Source organism: Pseudomonas sp. P1_F1_2 (genome assembly GCF_056405815.1).
Genome location: NZ_JBFUBK010000006.1, coordinates 71,893 through 98,136, shown reverse-complemented (window position 1 = coordinate 98,136; position 26,244 = coordinate 71,893). Strand labels below are relative to the sequence as shown.

Below are 26,244 nucleotides of genomic sequence, written 5' to 3'. Positions count from 1 at the left end.
GCGGATAGCCCAGGTGGTGGCCGAGCTCAGCACTCAGGGCTCGCTCGATCAAAGCCTTCTTGAACGCCGCAGAGGCGTCCTCAATGGCTTCCGCTGTCATCGGTCCATCAGTGAATTGCTCGAGCAGCTCTTTCGGGATTTTCGGCAGCTCTCGCAACGCGGGTTTCTTCTTGGTTGGCATACATGCACCTCTTACTCATGTTATGCCCGAACACAAAATTTCTGACACCCCCGGCGGATACGTCACATTTGTCGGAACACCGACCGGATCTTGCTCCGGCCGGCATTGCGAAGTTGTTTTTGAACACTTAAGCCGTCGCCAGCGAGCCCTTCTGCGAAACACCCAAGAACCGCAGCAACGCCAACAGCGGAAACGCGCTGCCGACTATCACGATCCACAACCAGCCACCGTGCTCGTACACGGCGCTGGCCACCGAAGAGCCGAAGGCGCCGCCGATGAAGATGCTGGTCATGTACAGCGCATTCAGGCGGCTGCGGCTTTTGGCGTCGAGGGCGTAGACCGCGCGTTGGCCGAGCACCATGTTCATCTGCACACAGAAGTCGAGGACCACGCCGGTCACGGCCAGGCCAATGACGCTATAGAGCGGATGGATGAATGCCGGCAGAAAGCTCAGGCTGGCGAATAGCAGGGCCAGCAGCGAGGCGATGCGCGTGTGGCCGGCATCCGCCAGGCGCCCGGCGATGGGCGCCGCGATAGCGCCGATGGCGCCGACGAGGGCGAAGATCGCGATCTGGGTTTGCGACAGGCCGTGATTGCGCGCCAACTCCAGCGGCACGGCGGTCCAGAACAGGCTGAAGGTCGCGAACATGCAGCCTTGATAAAACGCACGCTGACGCAATACCGGTTGTTGGCGCAGCAATGTCCACAGCGAACCCAGCAATTGCCCATAAGACGCACTGTGATCAGGCTGGCGCTTGGGTATGGTCAGCGCCAGCACGATGCTGATCGCCGCCATCAACACCGCTGCTATCACAAACATCGCGCGCCAGCCGAAATAGTCAGCCACCACGCTGGACACCGGGCGAGCCAGGAGAATCCCCAGCAGCAACCCGCCCATGATCCCGCCGACCACGCGGCCACGCGACTCTTCCGGAGCCAGGTGCGCGGCCAGTGGAATCAGGATTTGCACCGACACCGAGCTGAAGCCCACCAGCAACGAAATCAGTAAAAACACATTGGGCTGATCGGTGAACGCGGCGCCCAGTAAACTCGCAATCGCCACCACGGTGGTGATGATCATCAGTCGGCGGTTTTCCAGCAAATCGCCCAGGGGCACGAGGAAGAAAAGCCCAAGCGCGTAGCCAATCTGCGTCAGTGAAACAATCAGGCTGGCCATGGTGTTGGTCAGGCCGATGTCTGGCGCGATCAGGCCGATGATCGGTTGGGCATAGTAGAGGTTGGCCACAATGGCGCCGCAACAGAAGGCGAAGAGCAGCACCATGCCTTTGGTCATTGTCGTGGCACCGTGAGGCGCCGGCGTCGCTGGATTCATAACGTGTCTCGCTGAACAGAAGGGAATGCGCGAAGGCTAAGCGGCAAGCCGGGACGGCGGAAGTGGGATTGAAGTGATAGTAATCATTCCATTGCGGAATGAGTGGCACCGGCATGTGCAGTTGGCCCATGCACCTTGCGTCCAAATAATCAGGTCCGATGATACATTCACTTACATCCTGTTCGATAGCGTGCTTATGTTCTCTCTCACGTTTCATCACCGCAAGGTACTTCCATGAATACGATGTTCCGTCACCTGATTCGCGGCGCTTCGGCCCTGACACTGATCACATTGTTCACCACAGGCCTGGCCCAGGCCGCCGACGCGCCGGGATTGCGTATCGGTGTTCGTGGCGAAATCACCGGGGTCAGCCCTGATGTGTTGAAGGTTCACGTCAACAGCGGCGAAAACGTCGTGATCAACCTGACCCCGGATACCAAAGTCCGCGCTGTCACGTTGGCCAATATCGACGACATCAAACCGGGCAGCTACATCGGCTCGGCGGCTATTCCTCAGGAGGATGGCACTCTCAAGGCGTTGGAAGTCCATGTCTTCCCACCGGAACTGGCGGGTAGCGGCGACGGGCATCGACCGTTCGACCTGGTCAAGGGCAGCAGCATGACCAACGGCAGCGTCGGCGATCTGGTGGTCAGCAACGGCCGGGTCTTGACGGTCAACTACAAGGGCGGCCAGCAGAAGATTCTGGTGCCGGAGGACGTGCCGATTGTGAACCTGATGCCGGGGGATCGCAGCTTGTTGAAAGTGGGGGTGAAGATCGTGACATTTGTGACACAGAGTGCGGACGGGACGCTGACGGCTCAGTCGATTTCTGCGGGTAAGGAGGGTGTGACGCCGCCGATGTAAGGGCTTGGCGAAATCCTTGTGGGAGCGGGCTTGCCCGCGAAGAAGGCGCTACATTCAGCATTGATGTGACTGATAAACCGCCATCGCGGGCAAGCCCGCTCCCACAGGATTGACGTCGTACAAGGAAACTGTAACCGCTGAAACCCACAAAAAAGGCGACCTGCAAAGGTCGCCTTTTTCATGGCCGCTCAGCGATTACTGACCGGTGTAAATCTGATCGAAAATCCCGCCATCATTGAAGTGAGTCTTCTGCACGGTGCGCCAGTCACCGAAGGTCTTCTCCACCGACAGGAAGTCCACTTTCGGGAAGCGATCGGTGTACTTGGCCAGCACCGCCGGGTCACGCGGGCGCAGGTAATTGGCTGCCGCAATTTCCTGGCCTTCCGGCGACCACAGGTACTTCAGGTATTCCTCGGCGGCGGCACGGGTGCCTTTCTTGTCGACGGTTTTGTCGACCACCGACACCGGTGGCTCGGCTTCGGCGGAAACGCTTGGGTAGATCACTTCAAACTGGTCGCGACCAAACTCGCGGGCAATCATTTCCGCTTCGTTCTCGAAGGTCACCAGGACGTCGCCGATCTGGTTGGTCATGAACGTTGTGGTAGCGGCACGACCGCCGGTGTCCAGCACCGGTGCTTGCTTGAACAGCTTGCCGACGAACTCCTTGGCCTTGTTCTCGTCACCGCCGTTCTTCAGCACATAACCCCAGGCGGACAAGTAGGTGTAGCGGCCATTGCCCGAGGTTTTCGGGTTGGGCACGATCACCTGAACGCCGTCCTTGAGCAGGTCAGGCCAGTCTTTCAGGGCTTTCGGGTTGCCTTTACGGACGATGAACACCGTGGCGGAAGTAAACGGCGCACTGTTGTTCGGCAGGCGCGTGACCCAGTTCTCCGGCACCAGTTTGCCGTTGTCTGCCAGGGCGTTGATGTCGGTGGCCATGTTCATGGTGATGACATCAGCCGGCAAGCCGTCGATGACTGAGCGCGCTTGTTTGCTGGAGCCGCCGAAGGACATTTGCAGGGTGATGTTTTCGTTGTGTTCGGCTTGCCAGTGTTTCTGGAAGGCAGTGTTGTAGTCCTTGTAGAAATCGCGCATCACGTCGTAAGAAACGTTGAGCAGGGTCGGTGCGGCCTGGGCCATGCTGGTCAGTGCCAGGCCAGCGGCCAGAAGTGAGGCGCCAAAGAGTTTTTTCACTGCGCAGTCCTTGTTCTATTTAAATTGAGGCAATTTGCCAGCGACTATAACTGGGCTCGCATAGAGCCTTAAAGATTAAAAAGCTCTTTGCTTATTCCTGTTTTTTGAACAGCGCATTGCCGCAGCGAGAGCAGAACGATGCTTCCTGTTCATGGTTGTCTTTGGTACACACCGGGCAATCGTGATGCAACTGGCCACCGCGCATGGCCGTGGCCAGTTCGGCGGTGAAGATCCCGGTGGGTACGGCGATGATCGAGTAACCGGTGATCATCACCATCGACGAAATCACCTGGCCCAACGCGGTCTTGGGCACGATGTCACCATAGCCGACGGTGGTCAGCGTCACGATCGCCCAGTAGATGCCTTTGGGAATGCTGGTGAAGCCATGTTGCGGGCCTTCAACCACATACATCAGGGTGCCGAACACCGTGACCAGGGTGCAGACGCTGAGGAGGAACACGAGGATTTTCTGCTTGCTGCCGCGCAGGGCATCGAGCAAGTAATGGGCTTGCTTGAGGTAGGGACCGAGCTTGAGCACGCGGAAGATGCGCAGCATCCGGATCACCCGAATGATCAGCAAGTACTGGGCGTCGCTGTAATACAGCGCGAGGATGCCCGGCACGATGGCCAGCAGATCCACCAGGCCGTAAAAACTGAACGCGTAACGCATGGGTTTGGGCGAGCAATACAGGCGCAGGAAGTACTCGCCCAGGAAAATCACCGTGAAGCCCCACTCGATGGCCGCCAGCAGGCCGGCGTAGTTCTGATGAACGTCATCGATGCTGTCGAGGATCACCACCACCAAGCTGGCGAAAATAATCAGCAGCAGGCTTGAGTCGAAGCGCCGTCCGGCGACGGTGTCGGTCTGGAAAATAATCACGTAAAGGCGATTGCGCCACGTGTCGTTGCTGTTCATTCAAATCGCCTTGGCCGCTAATCAGCGCAGCCTAGGTTGATTCTCCCCGGGAACGCAAGGCGCGCTTTCGACCGTGGCTTTGCCGAGCATCTGCACAACCGTGCGGATCAACCAGCCTGCGAGAATGAACGGCGCGGTCAGCGTGGGCAGGCCGATGGCGGCAAACACCGGCGTCAGTAACAGCGCCAGGCCGATGCCCACCAACGGCAGCCACGGTTGGCGACGCTGTGAGCTGAAGGCGAGGGCGGCGAGTACGGCGTTATAGCTCCCGAGACCGAGCAATGCGCTGTAGAAGTCGTGGTGCAACATACTCCAGCCCATGCCCGCGACAGACGCCAACAACGCCCAGCAGAATGCACGGCGATCTGCGATCAGCAAACCGACGGCAATCATCGCACCGGCCAGTGGATGGCCGAGGAACATCACCTGACCCACGCCTTTGAAGGGGGCGGCGAGCATGTTCAGCGTGTTGATTTCGATCAAATGCGCCGTTGTCGAGGGCGTGGCGAAGCACAGCAGCAACCAGCCCAGCCCGACGAAGGGCGCCGTGTAGGCCGGCAGGCATTGGCTGACCCGGACGCGCTTGAGCCACTGCTGGGTGATCATCGCGCTCAGACCGCCGGCGGCCAGAATTAGCGGTGGCATCATCGCCGACCAAGGGAAATACAAACTCAGCAACAGACCGAGCAGAACGCCGTTGTAGCTGAACAACCCGGCCTGACGATCAGCCTTGGCATAGTTGCGGCGTTGCGCAGTGAGCAAACCGGCGACACCGCCCAGCAGCGCACCGCCGAGCAACGTCGGCGCGGTAAACAGAATCGCCAACAGGCACAGCAGGCCGCACAGCGGATTGCGCTGGAGGAAGATCTGACTGAAGCCGTTGAGCAACGCTTCGGCCCAGTCGGGACAGTGGGTGTTGAAATGGTGGGCAGGCATTTTAGTTCAGTGTGTCAGTGGGACCGTGTCGCCTGCATCGCGAGCAAGCTCGGCTCCTACAGGTCCTCAACGAACCGTAGGAGCCGAGCTTGCTCGCGATGAGGCCGGATAGGCGCTAAATCAATGTCTCGATACGCAGTGAGTTAGTCGATCCCGGCTGCCCAAACGGCACACCTGCCGTGATCAATAATGTATCGCCACGCTTGGCCATGCCCTGTGCCTGGGCGATTTCCAGCGCCGTCGAGCACACTTCATCCACTTGCCGCAGTCGGTCATTGACCACCGAATGCACGCCCCACGCCACGGTCAAGCGGCGCGCGGTTTGCAGGTTCGGTGTCAGGTTGAGGATCGGCACCGTCGGCCGTTCCCGCGCCGCACGCAAGCTCGAGGTGCCGGACTCGCTGTAGTTCACCAGCACGGCCACCGGCAGCACGTTGCTGATGCGACGAATCGCGCAGCTGATCGCATCGGACACCGTCGCCTCGGCTTTCGGTCGGCTCACGTCAAGTTGTGCCTGATAGTCCGGGCCGTTTTCCACCTGGCGGATGATCTTGCTCATCATCTGCACGGCTTCCAGCGGGTACTCGCCGGAGGCGGTTTCCGCCGACAGCATCACCGCATCCGCACCTTCGGCCACGGCGTTGGCCACGTCGGTAACCTCGGCCCGGGTCGGGGCCGGGGAGAAGCGCATCGACTCCAGCATCTGCGTGGCCACCACCACCGGTTTGCCTAGCTCGCGGCAGAGGGTGATGATGTTTTTCTGAATCTGCGGCACGCTTTCGGCGGGCACTTCCACGCCGAGGTCGCCACGCGCCACCATGATCGCGTCGCTCAACTCGGCGATTTCCCGCAGTTGCGTCACGGCCGATGGCTTCTCGATCTTGGCCATCAAAAAGGCCTTGTCGCCGATCAGTTCGCGGGCTTCGCGAATGTCTTGCGGACGTTGCACAAACGATAGCGCGACCCAGTCCACACCCAACTCCAGACCGAAGCTCAAGTCGCGGCGATCCTTGGCGGTCAGCGGGCTTAGTTCCAGCACCGCTTGCGGCACGTTCACGCCTTTGCGGTCCGACAGTTCGCCGCCATTCAACACGGTGGTGTCGATGGCGTCGGAGTACTTGGTGACCACTCGCAAACGCAGCTTGCCGTCGTCCAGCAGCAAGTCCATGCCCGGCTCCAGCGCCGCGATGATTTCCGGGTGAGGCAGATTAACGCGGCGCTCGTTCCCTGGCGTCGGGTCCAGGTCCAGTCGCAGGGCCTGACCGCGATGCAGTTGCACCTTGCCCTCGGCAAACTTGCCGACCCGCAGTTTCGGGCCTTGCAGGTCCATCAGAATACCCAGCGGATAATTAAGCTGGCGCTCGACTTCACGAATCCACTGGTAGCGCTGTGCGTGGTCGGCGTGATCGCCGTGGCTGAAGTTCAGGCGGAAAATGTTGACCCCGGCCTGCACCAGTTCGCGAATGTCGTCGATCCCGTCGGTGGCGGGGCCGAGGGTGGCGAGGATTTTAACCTTCTTGTCAGGCGTCATTTTTTGGGTTCTCGAGAATCAGGATGGCGCGGAAGTCGTTGACGTTGGTGCGGGTCGGCTCAGTGACGATCAGGGCGTCCAGTGCCTCGAAATAACCGTAGCCATTGTTGTTGTCCAACTCGTCGCTGGCGCTCAGGCCCAGCGCCGTGGCACGGGCGTAGCTGTCCGGGGTCATGAGGGCGCCGGCGTTGTCTTCGGAGCCATCGATGCCGTCGGTGTCACCGGCCAGGGCATACACACCGGGCAGGCCTTTGAGGCTGTCGGTCAGGCTCAGCAGGAATTCGGCGTTGCGCCCGCCACGGCCATTGCCGCGCACGGTCACGGTGGTTTCACCGCCCGACAAAATCACACATGGCGCCGCCAGTGGCTGGCCGTGCAGGACCACTTGCCGCGCAATGCCGGCGTGAACCTTGGCCACTTCACGGGATTCGCCTTCCAGATCACCGAGGATCAGCGGGCTGAAACCGGCCTGCCGCGCTTTCACGGCGGCCGCTTCAAGCGATTGCTGTGGGCGGGCGATCAACTGGAAGTGGCTGCGGGCCAGGCTCGGGTCGCCGGGTTTGACCGTCTCCGATTCCGGGCTTTGCAGCCAGTTGCGCACAGAGACCGAAACGTCAATGTCGTAGCGCTTGAGGATCGCCAGTGCTTCGGCAGAGGTACTTGGGTCGGCCACGGTCGGACCGGAGGCGATGACCGTGGCGAGGTCGCCCGGTACATCGGAAATCGCATAGGTATAAACAGTGGCAGGCCAGCAGGCTTTGCCGAGACGGCCACCCTTGATCGCCGAGAGGTGCTTGCGCACGCAGTTCATCTCGCCGATGGTCGCGCCGGATTTGAGCAGGGCTTTGTTGATTGATTGCTTGTCGGCAAGGGTGATGCCGGCCGCCGGCAATGCCAGCAGGGCAGAGCCGCCGCCCGAAAGCAGGAAGATCACGCGGTCGTCTTCGGTCAGGTTGCTGACCAGTTCAAAGACCCGTTTGGCAACGGCCTGACCGGCAGCGTCCGGCACTGGGTGGGCCGCTTCGACCACTTCGATTTTTTCGCACGGGGCACCGTGACCGTAACGGGTCACCACCAGACCGCAGACTTCACCCTGCCAGCAACGCTCGACCACCTGGGCCATGGCGGCCGCGGCTTTGCCGGCGCCGATGACGATCACCCGACCGCTACGGTCTTTGGGCAAATGGGCTTCGAGGACTTGCTGTGGGTGGGCGGCGTCGATGGCTGTGGCAAACAGCTCGCGCAGGAATTGTTGCGGATCGACCGACATGGCGGGCTCCCGGAATTCTTGTTATTGGGGTTATCGAACGTGCACGATCCCTGTAGGAGCAAGGCTTGCCCGCGATGCAGACGCTGAGGTGTTTCTGCTGCACCGAGGCGATTCCATCGCGGGCAAGCCTTGCTCCTACAGAGGGCCAGTCAGGCCCTCTGTAGCGCAGGGCTTACTTATCGCGAATCGAGAAATTCGCCATGTGCTCCAGGCCCTTGATCAGCGCCGAGTGGTCCCAATTGCTGCCACCAATGGCTGCGCAGGTGCTGAACACTTGCTGGGTGTTGGCGGTGTTCGGCAGGTTGATGTTCAGTTCCTTGGCCCCTTGCAGGGCCAGGTTCAGGTCCTTCTGGTGCAGGCTGATGCGGAAACCCGGATCGAAGGTGCCTTTGATCATGCGCTCGCCGTGTACTTCGAGGATCTTCGAGGAGGCGAAACCGCCCATCAGTGCTTCACGCACCTTGGCTGGATCAGCACCGTTCTTCGAAGCGAACAGCAGGGCTTCAGCCACCGCCTGAATGTTCAGCGCCACGATGATCTGGTTCGCCACTTTCGCGGTTTGACCGTCGCCGTTGCCACCGACCAGGGTGATGTTCTTGCCCATGGCCTGGAACAGCGGCAGGGCGCGTTCGAAAGCATCGGCATCGCCGCCGACCATGATGCTCAGGCTCGCCGCCTTGGCGCCGACTTCACCGCCGGACACCGGTGCGTCGAGGTACTGGGCGCCTTTTTCATTGATTTTGGCGGCGAAAGCCTTGGTGGCAGTAGGCGAGATCGAGCTCATGTCGATGACGACTTTGCCTTTGCCAACACCGGCTGCAACGCCGTCGGCGCGGAACAGCACGTCATCGACCTGGGGGGTATCCGGCACCATGACGATGATGAATTCGGCTTCTTGTGCGACTTCTTTCGGGTTCGCCAGAGCAACGGCGCCGCCAGCAACCAAGTCGGCAGGGGCAGCGTCGTGGTGCGCCGACAGGAACAGGCTGTGGCCGGCTTTCTGCAGGTTCAACGCCATTGGGTGGCCCATGATGCCGGTGCCGATAAATCCGATTTTAGCCATGAGAAAATCCTCTTGTTTTTGTCTTGCTCAAGCAAATAGGGGGCGTAGCTTTTTGTAGGAGTGAGCCTGCTCGCGATTCAGCCGCTGCGGTACATCAGGTGTACCAAGGTGATTTCATCGCGAGCAGGCTCACTCCTACAGGGATCGGTGTCAGATCGCGTTATGGGTTTTCAGCCAGCCCAGGCCCGCTTCAGTGGTGGTCAGCGGCTTGTATTCGCAACCCACCCAACCCTGATAACCGATGCGGTCAAGGTGTTCGAACAGGAAGCGGTAGTTGATTTCACCGGTGCCCGGTTCGTTGCGCCCAGGGTTGTCGGCCAACTGGATGTGGTTGATTTCGCCCAGGTGCGTGGCCATGGTGCGGGCCRGGTCACCCTCCATGATTTGCATGTGGTAGATGTCGTATTGCAGGAACAGATTGGCGCTGCCGACCTGTTCGCGAATCGACAGGGCTTGCGCGGTGTTGTTCAGGTAGAAACCCGGGATGTCGCGAGTGTTGATCGCTTCCATCACCAGTTTGATGCCCACCGCTTGCAGCTTGTCTGCTGCGTATTTGAGGTTGGCGACGAAGGTTTTTTCCACGGTGGCATCGTCCACGCCTTGTGGGCGAATACCGGCCAGGCAGTTGACCTGGGTGTTGCCCAGCACTTGCGCGTAAGCAATGGCGAGGTCGACACCGGCGCGGAACTCTTCAACCCGATCCGGCAGGCACGCGATACCGCGTTCGCCCTTGGCCCAGTCACCGGCTGGCAGGTTGAACAGCACTTGGGTCATACCGTTGGCATCCAGCTTGGCCTTGATCTCGGCGGAGCTGAAGTCATACGGGAACAGGTATTCGACACCACTGAAGCCGGCCTTGGCGGCCGCTTCGAAACGGGCAAGAAAATCTTGCTCTGTGAACAGCATGGACAGGTTGGCTGCGAAACGCGGCATGGTGGTCTCCTGTAAAAATAGTTGCCTGTAGCAGCTGCCGAGGCACGAGGCTGCGTTGGGCTGCGAAGCGGCCCCCGAGGGCGGTCCTGCGGACACGCAACGCAGCCTCGTGCCTCGGCAGCTGCTACAGGTATCAGGTCTTCTTAATCAAGCAACGAAATCGCCGTTGGCGCATCGTTGCCGACCAGCGCCAGGTCTTCGAATTCGTTGACGGCGTTGATCTCGGTGCCCATGGAAATGTTGGTCACGCGCTCCAGAATAATCTCGACAATCACCGGCACCTTGAACTCTTCGATCAGTTCCTGAGCCTTGCGCAGGGCAGGCTGGATCTGGCTTGGTTCAAACACGCGCAATGCCTTGCAGCCCAGGCCTTCGGCCACTGCGACGTGATCGACACCGTAACCGTTGAGTTCCGGAGCGTTCAGGTTATCGAAGGACAGCTGCACGCAGTAGTCCATGTCGAAACCGCGCTGAGCCTGACGAATCAGCCCCAGGTACGAGTTGTTTACCACAACATGGATGTACGGCAGTTTGAACTGCGCGCCGACTGCCAGCTCTTCGATCATGAACTGGAAATCATAGTCGCCTGACAGCGCCACGACCTTACGGGTCGGATCCGCCTTGACCACACCCAGTGCCGCCGGAATGGTCCAGCCCAAGGGACCTGCCTGACCGCAGTTGATCCAGTGACGCGGCTTGTAGACGTGCAGGAACTGCGCGCCGGCAATCTGGGACAGGCCAATGGTGCTGACGTAGCAGGTGTCTTTGCCGAACACCTGGTTCATTTCTTCGTAGACGCGCTGCGGCTTGACCGGCACGTTGTCGAAGTGAGTCTTGCGCTGCAGGCTGGCTTTGCGCTGCTGGCAGTCTTGCAGCCAGGCGCTGCGATTTTTCAGCTTGCCGGCGGCTTGCCATTCACGAGCGACTTCAATGAACACGGTCAGCGCGGCTGCGGCGTCAGAAACGATGCCCAGGTCCGGGTTGAACACGCGGCCGATCTGCGTCGGTTCGATATCAACGTGAATGAACTTGCGGCCTTCGGTGTACACGTCGATCGAGCCGGTGTGGCGGTTGGCCCAACGGTTGCCGACGCCCAGTACCAGGTCGGATTTGAGCATCGTCGCGTTGCCGTAACGGTGCGAGGTTTGCAGGCCGACCATGCCCACCATCAACGGGTGATCGTCCGGGATGGTGCCCCAGCCCATCAGGGTTGGAATGACAGGGATGCCGGTCAGTTCGGCGAACTCGACCAGCAACTCGCTGGCGTCCGCATTAATGATGCCGCCACCGGCAACCAGCAATGGGCGTTCAGCCTGATCGAGCATGGCCAGGGCCTTCTCGATTTGCACGCGGTTAGCGGTGGGCTTGGCCAACGGCAGCGGCTGGTAAGCGTCGATGTCGAATTCGATCTCGGCCATCTGCACGTCGAACGGCAGGTCGATCAGCACCGGGCCTGGACGGCCGGAGCGCATTTCGTAGAAGGCTTTCTGGAACGCATAAGGCACCTGGCCCGGTTCCATGACGGTGGTTGCCCACTTGGTCACTGGCTTGACGATGGTGGTGATGTCGACAGCCTGGAAGTCTTCCTTGTGCATACGGGCGCGGGGTGCCTGGCCAGTAATGCAAAGGATTGGAATCGAGTCGGCCGAGGCGCTGTAGAGCCCGGTGACCATGTCGGTACCGGCAGGGCCGGAAGTACCGATGCACACGCCGATGTTGCCGGCCTTGGTGCGGGTGTAGCCCTCGGCCATGTGCGAGGCGCCTTCAACGTGGCGAGCGAGGACGTGATCGATGCCACCGACCTTCTGCAGGGCGGAGTACAGCGGGTTGATTGCAGCACCCGGGATGCCAAAAGCGGTATCAACCCCTTCACGGCGCATCACCAGAACGGCGGCTTCGATTGCTCTCATTTTGCTCATGGTTTTGTGCCTCTTACGTTTTGTAATTGTATACAAGTGGCTTTGCGCAGAGTGTATTCACGGCGGACGGCGCAGGTCAATCCATTTTCTCAAGCGACTGTTTCATTCGTCGGAAGCCCTTTAACGTGTGGCTTTTCGTCGCATGTGGCGCTTTTCGATAATTATTGTATACAAAAAAATAATTCATTGTGTTCTATTTGTTGCATCGGACTGCGGCACAACGGCGCAGCCCAACGGCTTTCCGAAAAACAAAATGAGGACGGCACCATGAGCGCTTTAACCTTGAAAGTCGCAGTCAACCTGATCGATCAGGCCATCTCTGCCGGGCGTGCAATCTCTGCAGCTCCATTGACCATTGCAGTACTGGATGCCGGCGGGCACCTGATCACCCTGCAACGCGAAGACGGCGCCAGCCTGCTACGCCCGCAGGTCGCCATCGGTAAGGCCTGGGGCGCCATTGCCCTGGGCAAAGGCTCGCGTCTGCTGGCGCTGGACGCACAACAACGCCCGGCGTTTATCGCGGCGTTGAACAGCCTGGGGCAGGGCAGCATCGTGCCGGCACCGGGTGGTGTGCTGATTCGCGATCTGGCAGGGAACGTGCTGGGGGCGGTCGGCATCAGCGRGGATCTGTCGGATGTTGATGAACAGTGCGCGATTAGTGCGATCGAGGCGTTGGGGTTGACGGCGGATGCTGGGGTAACGGCTTGATGTGAATTAAATCGATACTGCCGGCAGGACGCTGGTGACGAAGCGGGGCGGCCTCTATAGACTGCCGCCCCTCTCGTTTTTGTATCAAGGAAGATATGCGTGAAGACGCTGTTTGGCATCACCCTGGCTGCGACCATGACCCTCTGCCCCCCTTTTCTGCACGCCGACGAAGCGCTGGACGCCGATGAAATCGCTTTCCAGGCGCTCAGTCCTGTCGTCACTGCGTTGCTCAACGCCGAAGATGCAGAAGAGCTAATGGCCCGGGCTGAAAAACTGGAAGGTACCGACACCTTGCAGGCTATTGCTGTTTACCTGGCGGCGAGCCGCGAAGAACCCGAGCAGTTGATAGCGCCTTATCAGGTGGCGGCGCTGTTTGCCCGTCGCGGTGACAACAAGCTGGCGGAGCGCTTTTTGAAGGAAGCCGATGACCGCGGCATGTGGTTCGGTCCACTGATGGCGAGCGACGAGGACTTTGCCGATCTGCGCCAGACATCCACCTACAAGAACGTGTTGGCCAATGCCCAGCAACGCTATCAGAAAATTGCCCTAGGCAAGGTCGGAGCGATTTCAGTGCTCAATCCTTCCGCCACTATTCCTGTGCCCGCCGCGTGTCGGCCGGTGGTGGTCTGGTTGCACGGGTATGGCGTGAACGGTGAAGTCGATGAGGATTACCAGCCACTTGCGGACACCGGTGCCATTATCTTGGGCATTAATGGCACTGAAATGATCAATTCTGTCGACAGCTTCCGCTGGATCGGCCCGGGTTTTGAGGGCACGCATAAAGCGGTACAAAACGGTCTGAAGGAGCTGGCGGTGCAGCAATGCATCGACCGCAAACATGTTTACCTGATGGGCTTTTCTCAAGGCTCACAGCATGCCGGAGCGTTGTTGGCGCAACATCCGGATGATTACGCAGGCGCATTGTTGCTGTCACCCGGCGGTATGCAACCGACACCGACCACGAGCAAGGCGCGTGGCAAAAAGGTGTTTGTGATCAACGGGAAGATGGAAGGATCGGGCAACTTGCAAATGAGTGCCGATTTTCGTGCGTTATTCAGTGAGGGTAACGAGGTTAAATCCATTACCCATGATGGCGGGCACACGTTTCCGGACGGCTGGAGAACATCACTCCCGCAGGCATTGCGCTGGATGATGGGCGGTGAAGTTTAGGCTCAAAGATCGCAATCTTCGCCAGCGCGCGACTGCTGCATGGGCCGGTGATCTTTTCGCTTTGAACCGGTCTGTCAGTCCGGTTCACACCCCTTGAGCACCAACCGGATAATCGTCTGCGCCGCTGCTTCATAATCGGCCTCATCCAGTTTGGCTTTGCCGGTGATGGCGGTGATCTGCCAGTCAAAGTCGGCATAGGTCTGGGTTGCGGCCCAGATGCTGAACATCAGGTGGTTAGGGTCGATGGCGGCGATTTGGCCGCGGTCGATCCAGGTTTGGATGCAGTCGATGTTGTGTCTGGCCTGGCTGTTGAGTTGTTCGACCAGGTCGGCGCTCAGGTGCGGGGCGCCGTGCATGATTTCGCTGGCGAACACCTTGGAAGCGAAAGGCAGGTCGCGAGAGATGCGGATTTTCGAGCGGATGTAGCCGCTCAGCACTTCGCTGGGCACACCTTCAGGGTTGAACGGTGTCGAGGCCTGCAGAATCGGCTCGATGATACTTTCCAGGACCTCGCGGTAGAGGTTTTCCTTGGATTTGAAGTAGTAGTAGACGTTGGGCTTGGGCAATCCCGCCTTGGCTGCGATGTCGCTGGTTTTGGTCGCAGCGAAGCCCTTGTCGGCAAATTCTTCACTGGCGGCACGCAGGATCAGTTCTTTGTTGCGCTCGCGGATAGTGCTCATAAACCAGGGGGTTCCTTGCCTGTTCTGGCGGTTGCGCATGGTATCACCGGCCTCGCGCGCCGCTCAAGAATGCCCCGTGTGGCACTCGGCCGCGCTATGCTGCGCAGCATTCATTCAAGAAGGAAACCTGATTCATGGCAGGAAGCAGTTTGCTGGTGCTGATCGATGACATCGCCGCTGTGCTCGACGATGTGGCATTGATGACCAAAATGGCCGCCAAGAAGACCGCCGGTGTACTGGGCGACGATCTGGCGCTCAATGCCCAGCAGGTCAGCGGCGTGCGGGCCGAGCGGGAAATCCCGGTGGTTTGGGCGGTTGCCAAGGGCTCGTTTCGCAACAAACTGATCCTGGTGCCGTCAGCGTTGGCCATCAGCGCATTTATTCCGTGGTTGGTCACCCCATTGTTGATGGTCGGCGGCGCGTACCTGTGTTTCGAAGGCTTCGAGAAACTTGCCCACAAATTTTTGCACAGCAAGGCCGAGGATCAGGCTGAACATGCAGAGCTGGTCGAGGCTGTTGCCGATCCGGCGGTCGATCTGGTGGCTTACGAACAGGACAAGATCAAGGGCGCGGTCCGCACCGACTTCATCCTGTCGGCAGAAATCATCGCCATCACGTTGGGCACCGTGGCGGGTGCCTCGCTGACCCAGCAAGTGATCGTGCTCTCGGGGATTGCCATCGTCATGACCGTCGGCGTCTATGGCCTGGTCGCCGGCATCGTCAAACTCGACGACCTCGGTTTGTGGCTGACCCAAAAGCCTGGGCAGATGRCGAAAAGCATCGGGGGCGGCATTTTGCGCGCAGCGCCTTACATGATGAAAAGCCTGTCGGTGATCGGTACGGCAGCGATGTTCCTGGTCGGTGGCGGGATCCTGACTCACGGCGTGCCGGTGATTCATCACTGGATCGAAAGCGTCAGCGCCGGCGGTGCCGGGTTTATCGTGCCGACATTGCTGAACGCGGTGGCGGGGATTGTCGCGGGCGCGGTGGTGTTGGCGGGGGTGATGGTTGCCAGCAAGGTCTGGAAAGCGGTGAAAGGTTAAGAAACTCAAAGCGCCCACATTCCTTTCAGATTGTTCCTACAAGGCTATTTTTGAGGTTCTCGTAAACTTCGCTCCCCTGTTTGGGCTGCAATAGCCTGAATGGATTTTCCAGAAGCTAAAGGGTTTAGGGATGAAGTGGTATTTGCAGGTGCTGGGGAAATACGCAACGTTTCAAGGTAGGGCCGGCAGGAAAGAGTATTGGATGTTTACTCTAGTCGAAAATTGCTTGGTTCTATGCTGGTTGGCTTTTGGATTGTGGTCGGGTTTACTCGAAGAACGAGTCTACTTGCTGCTCCTTCCGGTGTATTCGGTGTGCACTATTTGCCCTCGGTTGGCGGTTACATGGCGGCGATATCATGATTTGAACAAAGGAGGGGTTAACTTTCTATGGATACTTATCCCTTTCATTGGCCCGCTTTTGGTTTTGATATCTATGGGGACCCGAGGAACCAAGGGTGAAAATGACTACGGCGCAGATCCCCAACAATCGCAAGTCATCCATGGGTGATTGAATAAAAAAAGGCCATTCGACTCACATCGAATGGCCTTTTTTGTTGCCGCCGGAATTACTCGGCGATCTGCAACTTACGTGACTCGGTATACACGTAACGCACTTTCTCGTACTCGAACGGCGAGTTCAGCTGGCCATAGCGGAAGCGGGTCTGGTTGCGTTTGTCGATGCCGCGCAGGATCCACACTTCAGGATGATTGGAGCTGACTTCGGAGACGTTCAGGTAGTTGATCGCCGACTCTACGGTGAAGTCGACTGCCAGGCCGCCGGTGTCGCGGATGTTGGACGGCCCGAGAATTGGCAAGACGAAGTAGGCGCCGCCTGGTACACCGTAGAAGCCCAGGGTCTGGCCGAAGTCTTCGTTCTGGCGCGGCAGGCCCATGGCGGTGGCCGGGTCCCACAGGCCGGCGATGCCGATGGTGGTGTTGAGCAGCAGGCGCGCAGAGGTTTCCATCGAACGCTTGCCCTTGAGTTGCAGCAGGCTGTTCACCAGGTTCGGCACGTCGCCGAGGTTGTTGAAGAAGTTGCTCACGCCGGTACGCAGGAAGCTTGGCGTGACGTAGCGATAGCCGTCGACCACGGGCAGGAACACCCATTGGTCGAAGCGGTAGTTGAAGTGATACACCCGGCGGTTCCACTCTTCCAGCGGGTCATAGACGGCCAGTGCGTTGAGCGTCGAGCGTTCGAACTCGCGCTGGTCCAGCCCGGGGTTGAACTTGAGTTTGCTCAGCGGCTCCTTGAAGCCGTCATTGTCGATCACGACGGGGGCGTTGGCTTTGCTGTTGTCGGCATTGGCGACGCCTGCACAGAGTAACGCAGCGATAAGCAGGAGATATTTAGCCACGGAAGAACTCCAGCATGGCGTCGCTGTTGACGCGGTAGTTAAGGTTGCCGCAATGGCCGCCGAGTGGATAAACGGTCAAGCGATCGCCGAAGGTCTTGCGCAGGAAACCGAGGTCGCCCGGGCCCAGGATCACGTCGTCGGCGTTGTGCATCACAGCGATTTTCGGGCTGTCGTGCAGGTAGTCCTTGAGCGCATACAGGCTGACCTGGTCGATCAGTTGCAGCAGGCTGCCGCCGTCAGTGCGGGCACGCCACATCGGAATGACCTGTTCGGTGATGTAGCAGTCGAAGTCGCATTGCAGCGCACGCTTGAGAAACGGCGTGAGGCTGGTGCCTTCGGTGATCGGGAATTTCGGCGGCGTAATCAGGCCGCGACGGTTGATCAGGTCCGAGGTGAAGGCAATGTCGGCAGCCGAGAAACGGAATGAAGTGCCGATCAGCATGGCCATCTGTTCGTTGGTCAGGTGTTGCTTGGACTGCTGGAAGTCGTAGAGCAGGGCATCGTTGAGGTCGATGTAGCCTTTCTGCTGGAAGTAGCGGGTCAGCTTGTTCAACACCAGCTCATAAAACGTAGTGCTGCTGGTGATGCCCTTGACCTCTGTCTGGACCAGTTTGTCCAGGTTGGTGATCGAGGTGTACAGGTTGACTGGCGGGTTGAGCAGCAAGACTTTCTTGAAGTTGAAACTGCGGCGGGTTTCGTCCAGATGCGCGACAAACGCCGCGTCGAGGGCGCCCAGGCTGTAACCGGTCAGGTAGTAATCGGTGACCGGCAGATTCGGGTTTTGTGCCCGCACGGCCTGCATCACTCGATACATGTCTTCGGCATCTTCCTTGGTTATGCCGGGGGTGGCGAAGCGAGAGGCGGCGGCGATGAAGTCGAAACTGGTCGGCGACGAGAGTTGCACCACGTGATAGCCGGCCTGGTAGTAGAGCTTTTTCAGGTATTCGTTGAGGGTGCTGTCATAACGGGCACCGGTGCCGGCAATCAGGAAGATCAGCGGTGCGGCTTTATCTTGCGTAGCGATGCGGTAGGTCAGCTTCTTCACGGCCCAGAAGTTGTCTGGCAGTTCGAAGGCGCGCTCCGGGCGTAGCGTGATGGTTTCATCCCGCTGATTGATGTCGTCGTCCAGCGGCAATTCCGGACGCAGGTCCGGAGGTGTCGTTGCGATGGTCGCCTCGAACGGGTTGGTCAAGGGGTAGCCATAACTGGCGGCGTCGATATCGACTGCCAGTGCGGACGCACTCAATATAAGGCCGCAAAACAGGGCGGCGAAGCGCAAGGAACGGAGCATGACTAGATCCCTTAGAAGAAGGTGCTGAATAAAGTTCGCAGGCTAAGACCACTTGTATTGCGCCAAAGTGCCACGCATCGGCACCAAAGAGGCTTATTTTCGGGTAATAGTAGCTGGACGATACACTTTGCAGCGGTTTCCTTACCAATTATCTGTTGCTCGCGTTTGCATACCGCTGTCGGGGGATTAAGCTGGCCGCCGTTTTCCCCTATTGGAGTGTTTCATGTCCCGCCGTCTGCCCGTGTTTTTGCTGCTCGTTTTGCTGCCTTTATGGCTGGCCGCCAGTTACGGCGCGCGTTATGGCTTCATGGAGGATGGGCAGTGGGTGGGCATCTGCGTGGACGAGGCTAACCGCTGGGAATGTGGGGTGCGTTCGAATCTGGGCTTGATGATTCACTTCAACGTGCTGGGCTGGGCGGCGATTTCGGCAGCGGTGCTTGGCTTCGTGCTGCCGGGCCGGGCAGGTTGGTGGCTGGCGGTGCTGGCGCTGGTGTTCGGGTTCCCGGCACTGGCGTTGTACAACACGACGCTGGCTGTTTTTGCGGTGGTGATTGCGGGTTTGCGGTTGGTTCGGGCTTCTCGTAGCGCCTGATAAATCGTCATCGCGGGCAAGCCCGCTCCCACAGGGATTTTGTCGTACACAAATGCTGCATTCGCTGCAGAGTCCTGTGGGAGCGTGGCTTGCCCGCGATGAGGCCAGAAGCTTCGCCGACGTTTACCTGTTGCGAACCCGCAAACTGCGCCATAACGCTGCAACCATCAGCCCGCTCACCAGCGCCCAGCCCCAGGCTTGCTGGTTGTGTAAACCTTCACGGAACAACTGCGGCGCAATGCCAGCCCCGATGATGAAGGTCAGCAACGCAATCTCGCGACGTGGCACGCTCACCGGGCGGCACAGGTAAACCAACGCCGGCAGGATGAACGCGACACTCGGGAAGCTGCGATAGCGCGGATCGAACACCAGTTCCAGCATCATCACCGCGGCGGCAAATCCTGCCGCCGCGAGTAACCAGCCAGCCCGGCGCTCCAGCGCATTGAAGGCGCGCTCACGCCAACCCGTGCGGGCGCTCAGCGTCAGTGCGGCATGGGTCAACACCAGCAAATTCAACGCCGTCAGCAGCGCCACCCACAGCCATTCGCTGGCAAACCGTGTGGTGACGCGAGCCAGATCACCCCACGCGCCAATCGAACAAGCCGCCAGTGCGCCGAGCAGTGGCAGTACCAACGCGGCGCGAGTGCTGCGAACGCGACCGCCAAGCATCAACGTGCCGAAAAAAATCACCACGCCCACCGCCAGCCACTGCGACCAGTACGGCACGTTCGACACCGGGCCTGCGAGCACGCCCTTGTCCTGGCGATCAGCGTCAAACAATCCCCAGTAGCCACCGACCGCACCTTCGCTGGCACGTTTCCATGGCTGGTCGAAGGCTTCGATCAGGTTGTAATGCCAGCCATGCTGTTCTGCCATCACGACAAAACCGCGAATGAACTTGGCTTCATTGACCCGGCTCGGCAGGGCGGTTTCCCGTTGGCGGCCTTCGCTCGGCCAACCGGTTTCGCCAATCATCACGTCTTTGGGCGCGAACTTGTTGCCGAAAACCTGGCGCACTTCGGCCACATGTTGCAGGGCCGCGTCGATGTTCGAGGGATCATCTTCCCAGTACGGCAGTAAGTGGATGGTCAGGAAGTCCACCGCCGGGGCGATTTCCGGGTGCTTGAGCCAGAACTCCCAGACGTCGGCGTAAGTGACCGGCTGCTTGACCTGACTTTTGACCTTGTTGATAAGCCTGGCCAGCTGCGCGCCGGTGACTTCTTTGCGCAGCAAGGTTTCATTGCCGACGATGACCGAGGTCACCACGTCGGCGTTGGCATTGGCCGAGGCGATCAGCAGGTCGACTTCTTTCTCGGTGTCCACCGGGTTGCTGTTGACCCAGGCGCCGATCATCAGTTTCAAGCCATGTTTGCGCGCCAGGTCGGGCAGGGCCTCGAGGCCGGTCATGGAATAGGTGCGGATGCATTCGAAGCTTTTGGCCAGCAGCGCGAGGTCGGCGTCCATGCGTTCCGGACGCAACTTGAACGGCACATCGAACGGCGATTGATCTTTGTCGAACGGGGTGTAGGAGGCGCATTGCAGTTTGTGTGTCGCGCTGGCCACGTCCGGCAGAATCACCGGTTTGCCGAGGCCGTACCAAAAGCCGCCGAAGGCAAACAACCCCAGCAGACAGGCGAACAGGTAAGCAAAAAAAGGAAAGCGTGATGTCGCGGGCATGGTCAGGCCGTCTGAGAGCAAAGCCGCGCATGTTACCTGCATTTCTCCCGGCTCAGGTGGCCTGCATGGTTTTGACATGCAAAGTTCGGGCGGGACGACCGAGGCGTTTGCGCCGCTCAAGATTAATGGCGTTCTGATGTCGTTTCTCGATGCCTTGATGTCGCTGGCAGAGCAGGTCGCTATTGTCGCGAGGTTGATTATCGAAGCATCAGTGCTCTCATAGATAAATCACGCTGATGTTCGAACGAGTTTGCGGTGGGCGTGATGAGGGCGCTGTGCACCATAACAATACGTTGACGCGACTCGGCATCCGTCGAGCGCAGCACTTTCGGGGAAGTAACGATGAAGATGCGACGACTTTTAGGTGCAGGTGCCGCTCTGGTGCTTGCGATTGGCTCCACCATGGCCAATGCCGAGAGCAAAACCCTGAGCATCGGTTACGTTGACGGTTGGTCCGACAGCGTCGCGACGACCCACGTAGCGGCTGAAGTGATCAAACAGAAACTGGGTTATGACGTGAAACTGCAAGCCGTCGCGACCGGGATCATGTGGCAGGGTGTGGCCACGGGCAAACTCGATGCCATGCTGTCGGCCTGGTTGCCGGTGACACACGGTGATTACTGGACCAAGAACAAGGATCAGGTCGTCGATTACGGTCCGAACTTCAAAGACGCAAAAATCGGCCTGATCGTGCCGGAGTACGTCAAAGCCAAAACCGTCGGCGATCTGAAAACCGACGACAGCTTCAAAAACCGCATTGTCGGCATCGACGCCGGTTCAGGCGTGATGCTCAAGACCGAACAGGCAATCAAGGACTACGACCTGACCGGGTATCAACTCAAGGCCAGTTCCGGCGCCGGCATGATTGCCGAGCTGACCCGTGCCGAGAAGAAAAACGAATCCATTGCCGTGACCGGATGGGTGCCGCACTGGATGTTCGCCAAGTGGAAGCTGCGCTTCCTGGAAGATCCGAAAGGCGTTTATGGCGCCGCTGAAACCGTAAACAGCATCGGCAGCAAAGAACTCGCCACCAAGGCACCGGAAGTGGCCAAGTTCCTGAAGAACTTCCAGTGGGCGTCGAAAGATGAAATCGGCGAAGTCATGCTGGCAATCCAGGATGGTGCCAAGCCGGAAGCCGCGGCGAAGGATTGGGTGGCCAAACACCCGGAACGTGTTGCCGACTGGACCAAATGATTTGATTTGACGCGTCTGGTCAGCACTTCTGAAGGCCGCTTGGCATAACCGCCAAGCGGCCTTTTGCGTTTCTGTAGGAGCCCGGCTTGCCTGCGATGGCGGTCTCAAAATCGCCATCGCCGGCAAGCCGGGCTCCTACAGGAAACAAAACAGTCATGTCGTTCTAATACTAAGGTCGTCTGGAACCTGTATCGCAGCCGCATAGAGTGGATAACGTTCTAACAATAATCTGTGCTGCGAGGATAAAAACAATGAACGACAGCATTTACCTCTCGATTCAAAACAGCCCGCGCTTCAAGGAGCTGGTCAGCAAGAGGGAGCGATTCGCCTGGATTCTTTCGGCAATCATGCTTGGGCTTTACTCCGGATTCATCCTTTTGATTGCTTACGGGCCGCAGGTGCTGGGGGCGAAAATCACCCCTGAGTCTTCGATTACCTGGGGGATACCCATTGGTGTCGGGCTGATTGTCTCGGCCTTTGTCCTGACTGCAATCTACGTACGACGCGCCAATGGCGAATTCGACGACCTGAACAATGCGATTCTCAAGGAGGCTCAGCAATGATCCGGCGTCTAATGGCTCTATTGAGCATCGCAGCCTTTGCCCCGGCCGTTTGGGCGGGTGAAGCCCTGACCGGCGAAGTGCATAAACAACCGCTCAACGTTTCCGCCATTTTGATGTTCGTGGCGTTTGTCGGTTTGACCCTGTGCATCACCTATTGGGCTTCCAAGCGCAATAATTCTGCTGCCGACTATTATGCGGCGGGCGGCAAGATCACCGGTTTCCAGAACGGTCTGGCGATTGCCGGTGACTACATGTCCGCGGCGTCCTTCCTGGGGATTTCCGCCCTGGTATTCACCTCCGGCTACGACGGCCTGATCTACTCGATCGGCTTCCTGGTAGGCTGGCCGATCATTCTGTTCCTGATCGCCGAGCGCCTGCGTAACCTGGGTAAATACACCTTTGCCGACGTGGCGTCCTATCGCCTGGGGCAAACCCAGATCCGCACGCTGTCTGCTTGCGGCTCGCTGGTGGTGGTGGCGTTCTACCTGATCGCGCAAATGGTGGGTGCCGGCAAGYTGATCCAGCTGCTTTTCGGTCTCGACTACTACGTTGCGGTGATTCTGGTCGGCATCCTGATGTGCCTGTATGTGTTGTTTGGCGGCATGCTGGCGACCACMTGGGTTCAGATCATCAAGGCKGTGMTGCTGCTGTCCGGTGCCTCGTTCATGGCACTGATGGTGATGAAGCACGTCAACTTCGACTTCAGCACGCTGTTTTCCGAGGCGATCAAGGTTCACCCTAAAGGTGAAGCGATCATGAGCCCAGGCGGCCTCGTGAAAGACCCGATCTCGGCATTCTCCTTAGGGCTTGCGCTGATGTTCGGTACCGCTGGCCTGCCGCACATTCTGATGCGCTTCTTCACCGTGAGTGACGCGAAAGAAGCTCGCAAGAGCGTGCTGTACGCAACCGGCTTCATTGGTTACTTCTACATCCTGACCTTCATCATCGGCTTCGGCGCGATCTTGCTGGTCAGCACCAACCCGGCCTTTAAAGATGCGGCTGGCGCACTGTTGGGCGGTAACAACATGGCGGCGGTGCACTTGGCCAACGCGGTGGGTGGCAGTATTTTCCTGGGCTTTATCTCGGCGGTCGCGTTTGCAACCATTCTGGCTGTAGTGGCTGGTTTGACTCTGGCCGGTGCTACTGCGGTGTCTCACGACCTGTACGCCAGTGTGATCAAGAAGGGCAAGGCTAACGACAAGGATGAAATCCGCGTCTCGAAAATCACCACCATCGCACTCGGTGTGTTGGCGATCGGCCTGGGCATTCTGTTCGAAAGCCAGAACATCGCCTTCATGGTGGGCCTGGCGTTCTCCATCGCGGCGAGCTGTAACTTCCCGGTGCTGCTGCTTTCCATGTACTGGAAGAAGCTGACCACGCGCGGTGCGATGATTGGCGGCTGGTTGGGGCTGGTCAGCGCTGTGGGCTTGATGGTGCTTGGGCCAACCATTTGGGTGCAGATCCTGCATCACGAGAAGGCGATCTTCCCGTATGAGTACCCTGCACTGTTCTCGATGGCGATTGCGTTTGTCGGTATCTGGTTCTTCTCGGTTACTGACAAATCGACCGCAGCTGACAATGAGCGTGCGCTGTTCTTCCCGCAGTTTGTTCGTTCGCAGACTGGGTTGGGGGCGAGTGGGGCGGTTGCGCACTAAGGTTTCAGTGGTATTTATGTAAGTTGCGTTAAATATGAAATGCCCTGGTCGAGAGATCGGGGCATTTTTTATTGGGCGGTTATCGGTCTGAATTTGGTTTTTTGTCGAGGCGGCCTGATAGCCGGCCTGTGTTTTGGTTGGTTGAGTACATATCCGTTGCTGCGGTAATGGCGGCTTAGGGTTTCGCCCTTACGGCGAGTCACTTTTAACAAACGCCTTAAAAGTAACCAAAAGCGCTCGCCCCGAGCGTCCGGCCCCTCGCTAAGGCTCGGCGTTCCTTCGCTCCGGTATCCCTCCGGGGACACTGCCCTCCGGTCGGCTTCGCTTCGACCTACATGCAGCGTGTTCGACTGCGTCGAACGGCGCTGCGCGCCACTCCCCGGATGAACACCTCTACTCAGCCTCCCGAAGGGGCGGGTGGATCAAGATCAAAAGCTGTAGGCGAGCTAACGCTCGGCCTGATGAGTGGTGAGGGGCAACAGCGGATGTGTGTTGTTTTGCTTTTTGTGGGAGCGGGCTTGCCCGCGATGGCGGCCTGCCAGCCGACCAGCCTTTTGCAGATGTACTCATTCCCTGTAGGAGCCGGGCTTGCCCGCGATTGCGGCCTGACAGCCGGCCAGCCTTTTGCAGATGTACTCATTCCCTGTAGGAGCATGGCTTGCCGGCGATGGCGGCCTGCCAGCCGACCCATCTCTAACAGATGTGTAGGATGATCGTTCCCACGCTCTGCGTGGGAATGCTGCCGGGGATGCTCTGCGTCCCGCTTTTTCCGGCGCGGCGAGGAGGGTGGTGGGATGAGGACTTTCAAAGCGCACAAACAAAAACGGCCTCTATATAAATAGAGGCCGTTTCCGGTGCAGTTAAGACGTTATCGCAAGACAGGTCTTATTTGCGGTCTTCCAGCTTGGTGATGTCACGCGACTCGTAGCCGGTGTACAGCTGGCGCGGGCGGCCAATCTTGTACGGGCTGGAGAGCATTTCTTTCCAGTGGGAGATCCAGCCAACAGTCCGCGCCAGGGCGAAGATAACGGTGAACATGCTGGTTGGAATGCCGATCGCCTTGAGGATGATCCCCGAGTAGAAGTCGACGTTCGGGTACAGCGAGCGTTCGATAAAGTACGGGTCGGTCAGGGCGATCTCTTCCAGGCGCATGGCCAGTTCGAGCTGCTTGTCGTTCTTGATGCCCAGTTCTTTCAGTACTTCGTCGCAGGTCTGCTTCATCACGGTGGCGCGTGGGTCGCGGTTTTTGTAAACCCGGTGACCGAAGCCCATCAATTTGAACGGATCGTTCTTGTCCTTGGCCTTGGCGATGTACTTGTCGATGTTCGATACATCGCCAATTTCATCCAGCATGGTCAGAACGGCTTCGTTCGCACCGCCGTGGGCAGGGCCCCACAGTGCAGCGATGCCGGCGGCGATACAGGCGAACGGGTTGGCACCCGAAGAACCGGCCAGGCGTACCGTAGATGTCGATGCGTTCTGCTCGTGGTCGGCATGGAGGATGAAAATCCGGTCCATGGCCTTGGCGAGCACCGGGCTGATCGGTTTGATCTCGCACGGGGTGTTGAACATCATGTGCAGGAAGTTTTCCGCGTACGTCAGGTCGTTGCGCGGGTACATCATGGGTTGGCCCATGGAGTACTTGTAAACCATTGCTGCCAGGGTCGGCATCTTGGCAACCAGGCGGATCGCAGAGATTTCGCGATGCTGYGGGTTATTGATGTCGAGGGAGTCGTGGTAGAAGGCGGAAAGCGCGCCGACTACACCGCACATGACGGCCATTGGGTGGGCGTCGCGACGGAAGCCGTTGAAGAAGGTCTTCAACTGCTCGTGAACCATGGTGTGGTTCTTSACGGTRCTGACGAACTGGGCCTTCTGTTCWGCGGTSGGCAATTCRCCGTTGAGCAGCAGGTAGCAGGTTTCCAGGTAGTCCGACTTTTCAGCCAGTTGTTCGATCGGGTAACCGCGGTGCAGCAGGATGCCGTTGTCGCCGTCGATATAGGTGATCTTCGACTCGCAGGAGGCTGTCGACATGAAACCAGGGTCAAAGGTGAAACGGCCCGTGGCCGTCAGGCCCCGAACATCGATAACATCGGGACCAACGGTGCCGGTTAAAATGGGCAGCTCGACGGGGGCTGCGCCCTCGATGATCAACTGCGCTTTTTTGTCAGCCATG

24 protein-coding genes and 1 pseudogene are annotated in these 26,244 nt (G+C 58.9%); 10 read left to right on the top strand and 15 right to left on the bottom strand.

Features of this window, described 5'->3' with window-relative positions:
• Positions 1-181 (bottom strand): annotated as a pseudogene (locus AC1D2P_RS03235) (IS256 family transposase); the annotation flags it as partial.
• A gap of 127 nt (positions 182-308) precedes the next feature.
• The gene (locus tag AC1D2P_RS03230; RefSeq protein WP_477758470.1) at positions 309-1,514 is read right to left on the bottom strand and encodes an MFS transporter; all 1,206 of its coding nucleotides are present in this window, start codon (positions 1,512-1,514) and stop codon (positions 309-311) included.
• Between the two features lie 234 nt (positions 1,515-1,748).
• Here AC1D2P_RS03230 and AC1D2P_RS03225 point away from each other — a divergent pair, with 234 nt between their 5' ends.
• Positions 1,749-2,378, top strand: a complete 630-nt coding sequence (locus tag AC1D2P_RS03225) for a hypothetical protein (RefSeq protein ID WP_175648954.1) — start codon at positions 1,749-1,751, stop codon at positions 2,376-2,378.
• A gap of 195 nt (positions 2,379-2,573) precedes the next feature.
• On the opposite strand, the gene AC1D2P_RS03220 is transcribed toward AC1D2P_RS03225, so the two are convergent.
• The 8 genes from AC1D2P_RS03220 to gcl form a co-directional block, all read right to left on the bottom strand.
• Entirely contained in the window at positions 2,574-3,572 is a 999-nt protein-coding gene (locus AC1D2P_RS03220) for a sulfate ABC transporter substrate-binding protein (protein ID WP_109786426.1), read from the bottom strand.
• A gap of 91 nt (positions 3,573-3,663) precedes the next feature.
• Positions 3,664-4,488 carry an ion transporter gene (locus tag AC1D2P_RS03215; RefSeq protein ID WP_046032868.1) on the bottom strand — a complete coding sequence of 275 codons (825 nt, stop codon included), beginning with the start codon at positions 4,486-4,488 and terminating at the stop codon, positions 3,664-3,666.
• Between the two features lie 21 nt (positions 4,489-4,509).
• On the bottom strand, positions 4,510-5,424 hold the full coding sequence (locus tag AC1D2P_RS03210; RefSeq protein WP_046032869.1) for an urea transporter: 915 nt from the start codon (positions 5,422-5,424) through the stop codon (positions 4,510-4,512).
• Between the two features lie 115 nt (positions 5,425-5,539).
• Positions 5,540-6,955, bottom strand: coding sequence for a pyruvate kinase (gene pyk, locus AC1D2P_RS03205; RefSeq protein WP_046032870.1), 1,416 nt, complete (start codon positions 6,953-6,955; stop codon positions 5,540-5,542).
• Entirely contained in the window at positions 6,945-8,225 is a 1,281-nt protein-coding gene (locus AC1D2P_RS03200; protein WP_077430651.1) for a glycerate kinase type-2 family protein, read from the bottom strand. The genes pyk and AC1D2P_RS03200 overlap by 11 nt, the downstream gene beginning before the upstream one ends.
• Positions 8,226-8,397: 172 nt before the next feature.
• Entirely contained in the window at positions 8,398-9,288 is an 891-nt protein-coding gene (locus AC1D2P_RS03195; protein WP_077430650.1) for a 2-hydroxy-3-oxopropionate reductase, read from the bottom strand.
• Between the two features lie 150 nt (positions 9,289-9,438).
• Complete coding sequence (gene hyi, locus AC1D2P_RS03190) at positions 9,439-10,221, bottom strand: hydroxypyruvate isomerase (RefSeq protein ID WP_477811306.1); 783 nt, start codon at positions 10,219-10,221, stop codon at positions 9,439-9,441.
• A gap of 143 nt (positions 10,222-10,364) precedes the next feature.
• On the bottom strand, positions 10,365-12,140 hold the full coding sequence (gene gcl, locus AC1D2P_RS03185; protein ID WP_077430648.1) for a glyoxylate carboligase: 1,776 nt from the start codon (positions 12,138-12,140) through the stop codon (positions 10,365-10,367).
• A gap of 267 nt (positions 12,141-12,407) precedes the next feature.
• Here gcl and AC1D2P_RS03180 point away from each other — a divergent pair, with 267 nt between their 5' ends.
• A complete protein-coding gene (locus tag AC1D2P_RS03180) occupies positions 12,408-12,848 on the top strand; it encodes a GlcG/HbpS family heme-binding protein (protein ID WP_477811305.1) in 441 nt (146 codons plus the stop codon).
• Positions 12,849-12,947: 99 nt separating this feature from the next.
• Positions 12,948-14,018 carry an alpha/beta hydrolase gene (locus AC1D2P_RS03175; protein WP_477758468.1) on the top strand — a complete coding sequence of 357 codons (1,071 nt, stop codon included), beginning with the start codon at positions 12,948-12,950 and terminating at the stop codon, positions 14,016-14,018.
• Between the two features lie 74 nt (positions 14,019-14,092).
• Here the strand turns inward: AC1D2P_RS03175 and AC1D2P_RS03170 are convergent, their stop codons facing one another.
• On the bottom strand, positions 14,093-14,698 hold the full coding sequence (locus tag AC1D2P_RS03170; RefSeq protein WP_109786432.1) for a TetR/AcrR family transcriptional regulator: 606 nt from the start codon (positions 14,696-14,698) through the stop codon (positions 14,093-14,095).
• A 134-nt stretch (positions 14,699-14,832) separates the two neighbouring features.
• Here AC1D2P_RS03170 and AC1D2P_RS03165 point away from each other — a divergent pair, with 134 nt between their 5' ends.
• Positions 14,833-15,741, top strand: coding sequence for a DUF808 domain-containing protein (locus AC1D2P_RS03165; protein WP_477811304.1), 909 nt, complete (start codon positions 14,833-14,835; stop codon positions 15,739-15,741).
• Positions 15,742-15,871: 130 nt separating this feature from the next.
• Complete coding sequence (locus AC1D2P_RS03160; RefSeq protein ID WP_109786434.1) at positions 15,872-16,249, top strand: DUF805 domain-containing protein; 378 nt, start codon at positions 15,872-15,874, stop codon at positions 16,247-16,249.
• Between the two features lie 58 nt (positions 16,250-16,307).
• Here AC1D2P_RS03160 and AC1D2P_RS03155 read toward each other — a convergent pair whose 3' ends face one another.
• Positions 16,308-17,096 carry an MlaA family lipoprotein gene (locus AC1D2P_RS03155; RefSeq protein ID WP_046032879.1) on the bottom strand — a complete coding sequence of 263 codons (789 nt, stop codon included), beginning with the start codon at positions 17,094-17,096 and terminating at the stop codon, positions 16,308-16,310.
• Positions 17,089-18,387, bottom strand: coding sequence for a serine/threonine protein kinase (locus AC1D2P_RS03150; RefSeq protein ID WP_046032880.1), 1,299 nt, complete (start codon positions 18,385-18,387; stop codon positions 17,089-17,091). Before AC1D2P_RS03150 ends, AC1D2P_RS03155 begins: the two co-directional genes overlap by 8 nt.
• A 223-nt stretch (positions 18,388-18,610) precedes the next feature.
• Here AC1D2P_RS03150 and AC1D2P_RS03145 point away from each other — a divergent pair, with 223 nt between their 5' ends.
• Positions 18,611-18,979, top strand: a complete 369-nt coding sequence (locus AC1D2P_RS03145; protein ID WP_046032881.1) for a hypothetical protein — start codon at positions 18,611-18,613, stop codon at positions 18,977-18,979.
• Positions 18,980-19,102: 123 nt separating this feature from the next.
• Here AC1D2P_RS03145 and AC1D2P_RS03140 read toward each other — a convergent pair whose 3' ends face one another.
• Entirely contained in the window at positions 19,103-20,698 is a 1,596-nt protein-coding gene (locus AC1D2P_RS03140) for a glycoside hydrolase family 17 protein (protein WP_077430645.1), read from the bottom strand.
• 34 nt (positions 20,699-20,732) lie between these two features.
• Between AC1D2P_RS03140 and AC1D2P_RS03135 the strand changes: the two genes are divergently transcribed.
• The 4 genes from AC1D2P_RS03135 (at position 20,733) to AC1D2P_RS03120 (ending at position 24,068) form a co-directional block, all read left to right on the top strand.
• Positions 20,733-20,879: a hypothetical protein gene (locus AC1D2P_RS03135; RefSeq protein ID WP_223522602.1), complete on the top strand. Its 147-nt coding sequence runs from the start codon at positions 20,733-20,735 to the stop codon at positions 20,877-20,879.
• Positions 20,880-20,998: 119 nt separating this feature from the next.
• Positions 20,999-21,850 carry a glycine betaine ABC transporter substrate-binding protein gene (locus AC1D2P_RS03130; RefSeq protein WP_046032883.1) on the top strand — a complete coding sequence of 284 codons (852 nt, stop codon included), beginning with the start codon at positions 20,999-21,001 and terminating at the stop codon, positions 21,848-21,850.
• Positions 21,851-22,101: 251 nt separating this feature from the next.
• Positions 22,102-22,413, top strand: coding sequence for a DUF485 domain-containing protein (locus tag AC1D2P_RS03125; protein ID WP_109786436.1), 312 nt, complete (start codon positions 22,102-22,104; stop codon positions 22,411-22,413).
• Positions 22,410-24,068: a cation acetate symporter gene (locus AC1D2P_RS03120; protein ID WP_477811303.1), complete on the top strand. Its 1,659-nt coding sequence runs from the start codon at positions 22,410-22,412 to the stop codon at positions 24,066-24,068. The genes AC1D2P_RS03125 and AC1D2P_RS03120 overlap by 4 nt, the downstream gene beginning before the upstream one ends.
• 885 nt (positions 24,069-24,953) lie before the next feature.
• Here AC1D2P_RS03120 and gltA read toward each other — a convergent pair.
• Positions 24,954-26,243 (bottom strand): citrate synthase, encoded by a 1,290-nt coding sequence (gltA, locus tag AC1D2P_RS03115; RefSeq protein WP_007945132.1) that lies wholly within the window; start codon positions 26,241-26,243, stop codon positions 24,954-24,956.
• Between the last annotated feature and the right edge of the window lies 1 nt (position 26,244).

Coding starts and splice junctions, on each gene's coding strand:
- AC1D2P_RS03230 (WP_477758470.1), bottom strand. CDS start 1,514: ATGAATCCAGCGACGCCGGCGCCTCACGGTGCCACGACAATGACCAAA.
- AC1D2P_RS03225 (WP_175648954.1), top strand. CDS start 1,749: ATGAATACGATGTTCCGTCACCTGATTCGCGGCGCTTCGGCCCTGACA.
- AC1D2P_RS03215 (WP_046032868.1), bottom strand. CDS start 4,488: ATGAACAGCAACGACACGTGGCGCAATCGCCTTTACGTGATTATTTTC.
- AC1D2P_RS03210 (WP_046032869.1), bottom strand. CDS start 5,424: ATGCCTGCCCACCATTTCAACACCCACTGTCCCGACTGGGCCGAAGCG.
- pyk (WP_046032870.1), bottom strand. CDS start 6,955: ATGACGCCTGACAAGAAGGTTAAAATCCTCGCCACCCTCGGCCCCGCC.
- AC1D2P_RS03200 (WP_077430651.1), bottom strand. CDS start 8,225: ATGTCGGTCGATCCGCAACAATTCCTGCGCGAGCTGTTTGCCACAGCC.
- AC1D2P_RS03195 (WP_077430650.1), bottom strand. CDS start 9,288: ATGGCTAAAATCGGATTTATCGGCACCGGCATCATGGGCCACCCAATG.
- gcl (WP_077430648.1), bottom strand. CDS start 12,140: ATGAGCAAAATGAGAGCAATCGAAGCCGCCGTTCTGGTGATGCGCCGT.
- AC1D2P_RS03170 (WP_109786432.1), bottom strand. CDS start 14,698: ATGAGCACTATCCGCGAGCGCAACAAAGAACTGATCCTGCGTGCCGCC.
- AC1D2P_RS03160 (WP_109786434.1), top strand. CDS start 15,872: ATGAAGTGGTATTTGCAGGTGCTGGGGAAATACGCAACGTTTCAAGGT.
- AC1D2P_RS03150 (WP_046032880.1), bottom strand. CDS start 18,387: ATGCTCCGTTCCTTGCGCTTCGCCGCCCTGTTTTGCGGCCTTATATTG.
- AC1D2P_RS03145 (WP_046032881.1), top strand. CDS start 18,611: ATGTCCCGCCGTCTGCCCGTGTTTTTGCTGCTCGTTTTGCTGCCTTTA.
- AC1D2P_RS03140 (WP_077430645.1), bottom strand. CDS start 20,698: ATGCAGGTAACATGCGCGGCTTTGCTCTCAGACGGCCTGACCATGCCC.
- AC1D2P_RS03135 (WP_223522602.1), top strand. CDS start 20,733: ATGCAAAGTTCGGGCGGGACGACCGAGGCGTTTGCGCCGCTCAAGATT.
- AC1D2P_RS03130 (WP_046032883.1), top strand. CDS start 20,999: ATGAAGATGCGACGACTTTTAGGTGCAGGTGCCGCTCTGGTGCTTGCG.
- AC1D2P_RS03125 (WP_109786436.1), top strand. CDS start 22,102: ATGAACGACAGCATTTACCTCTCGATTCAAAACAGCCCGCGCTTCAAG.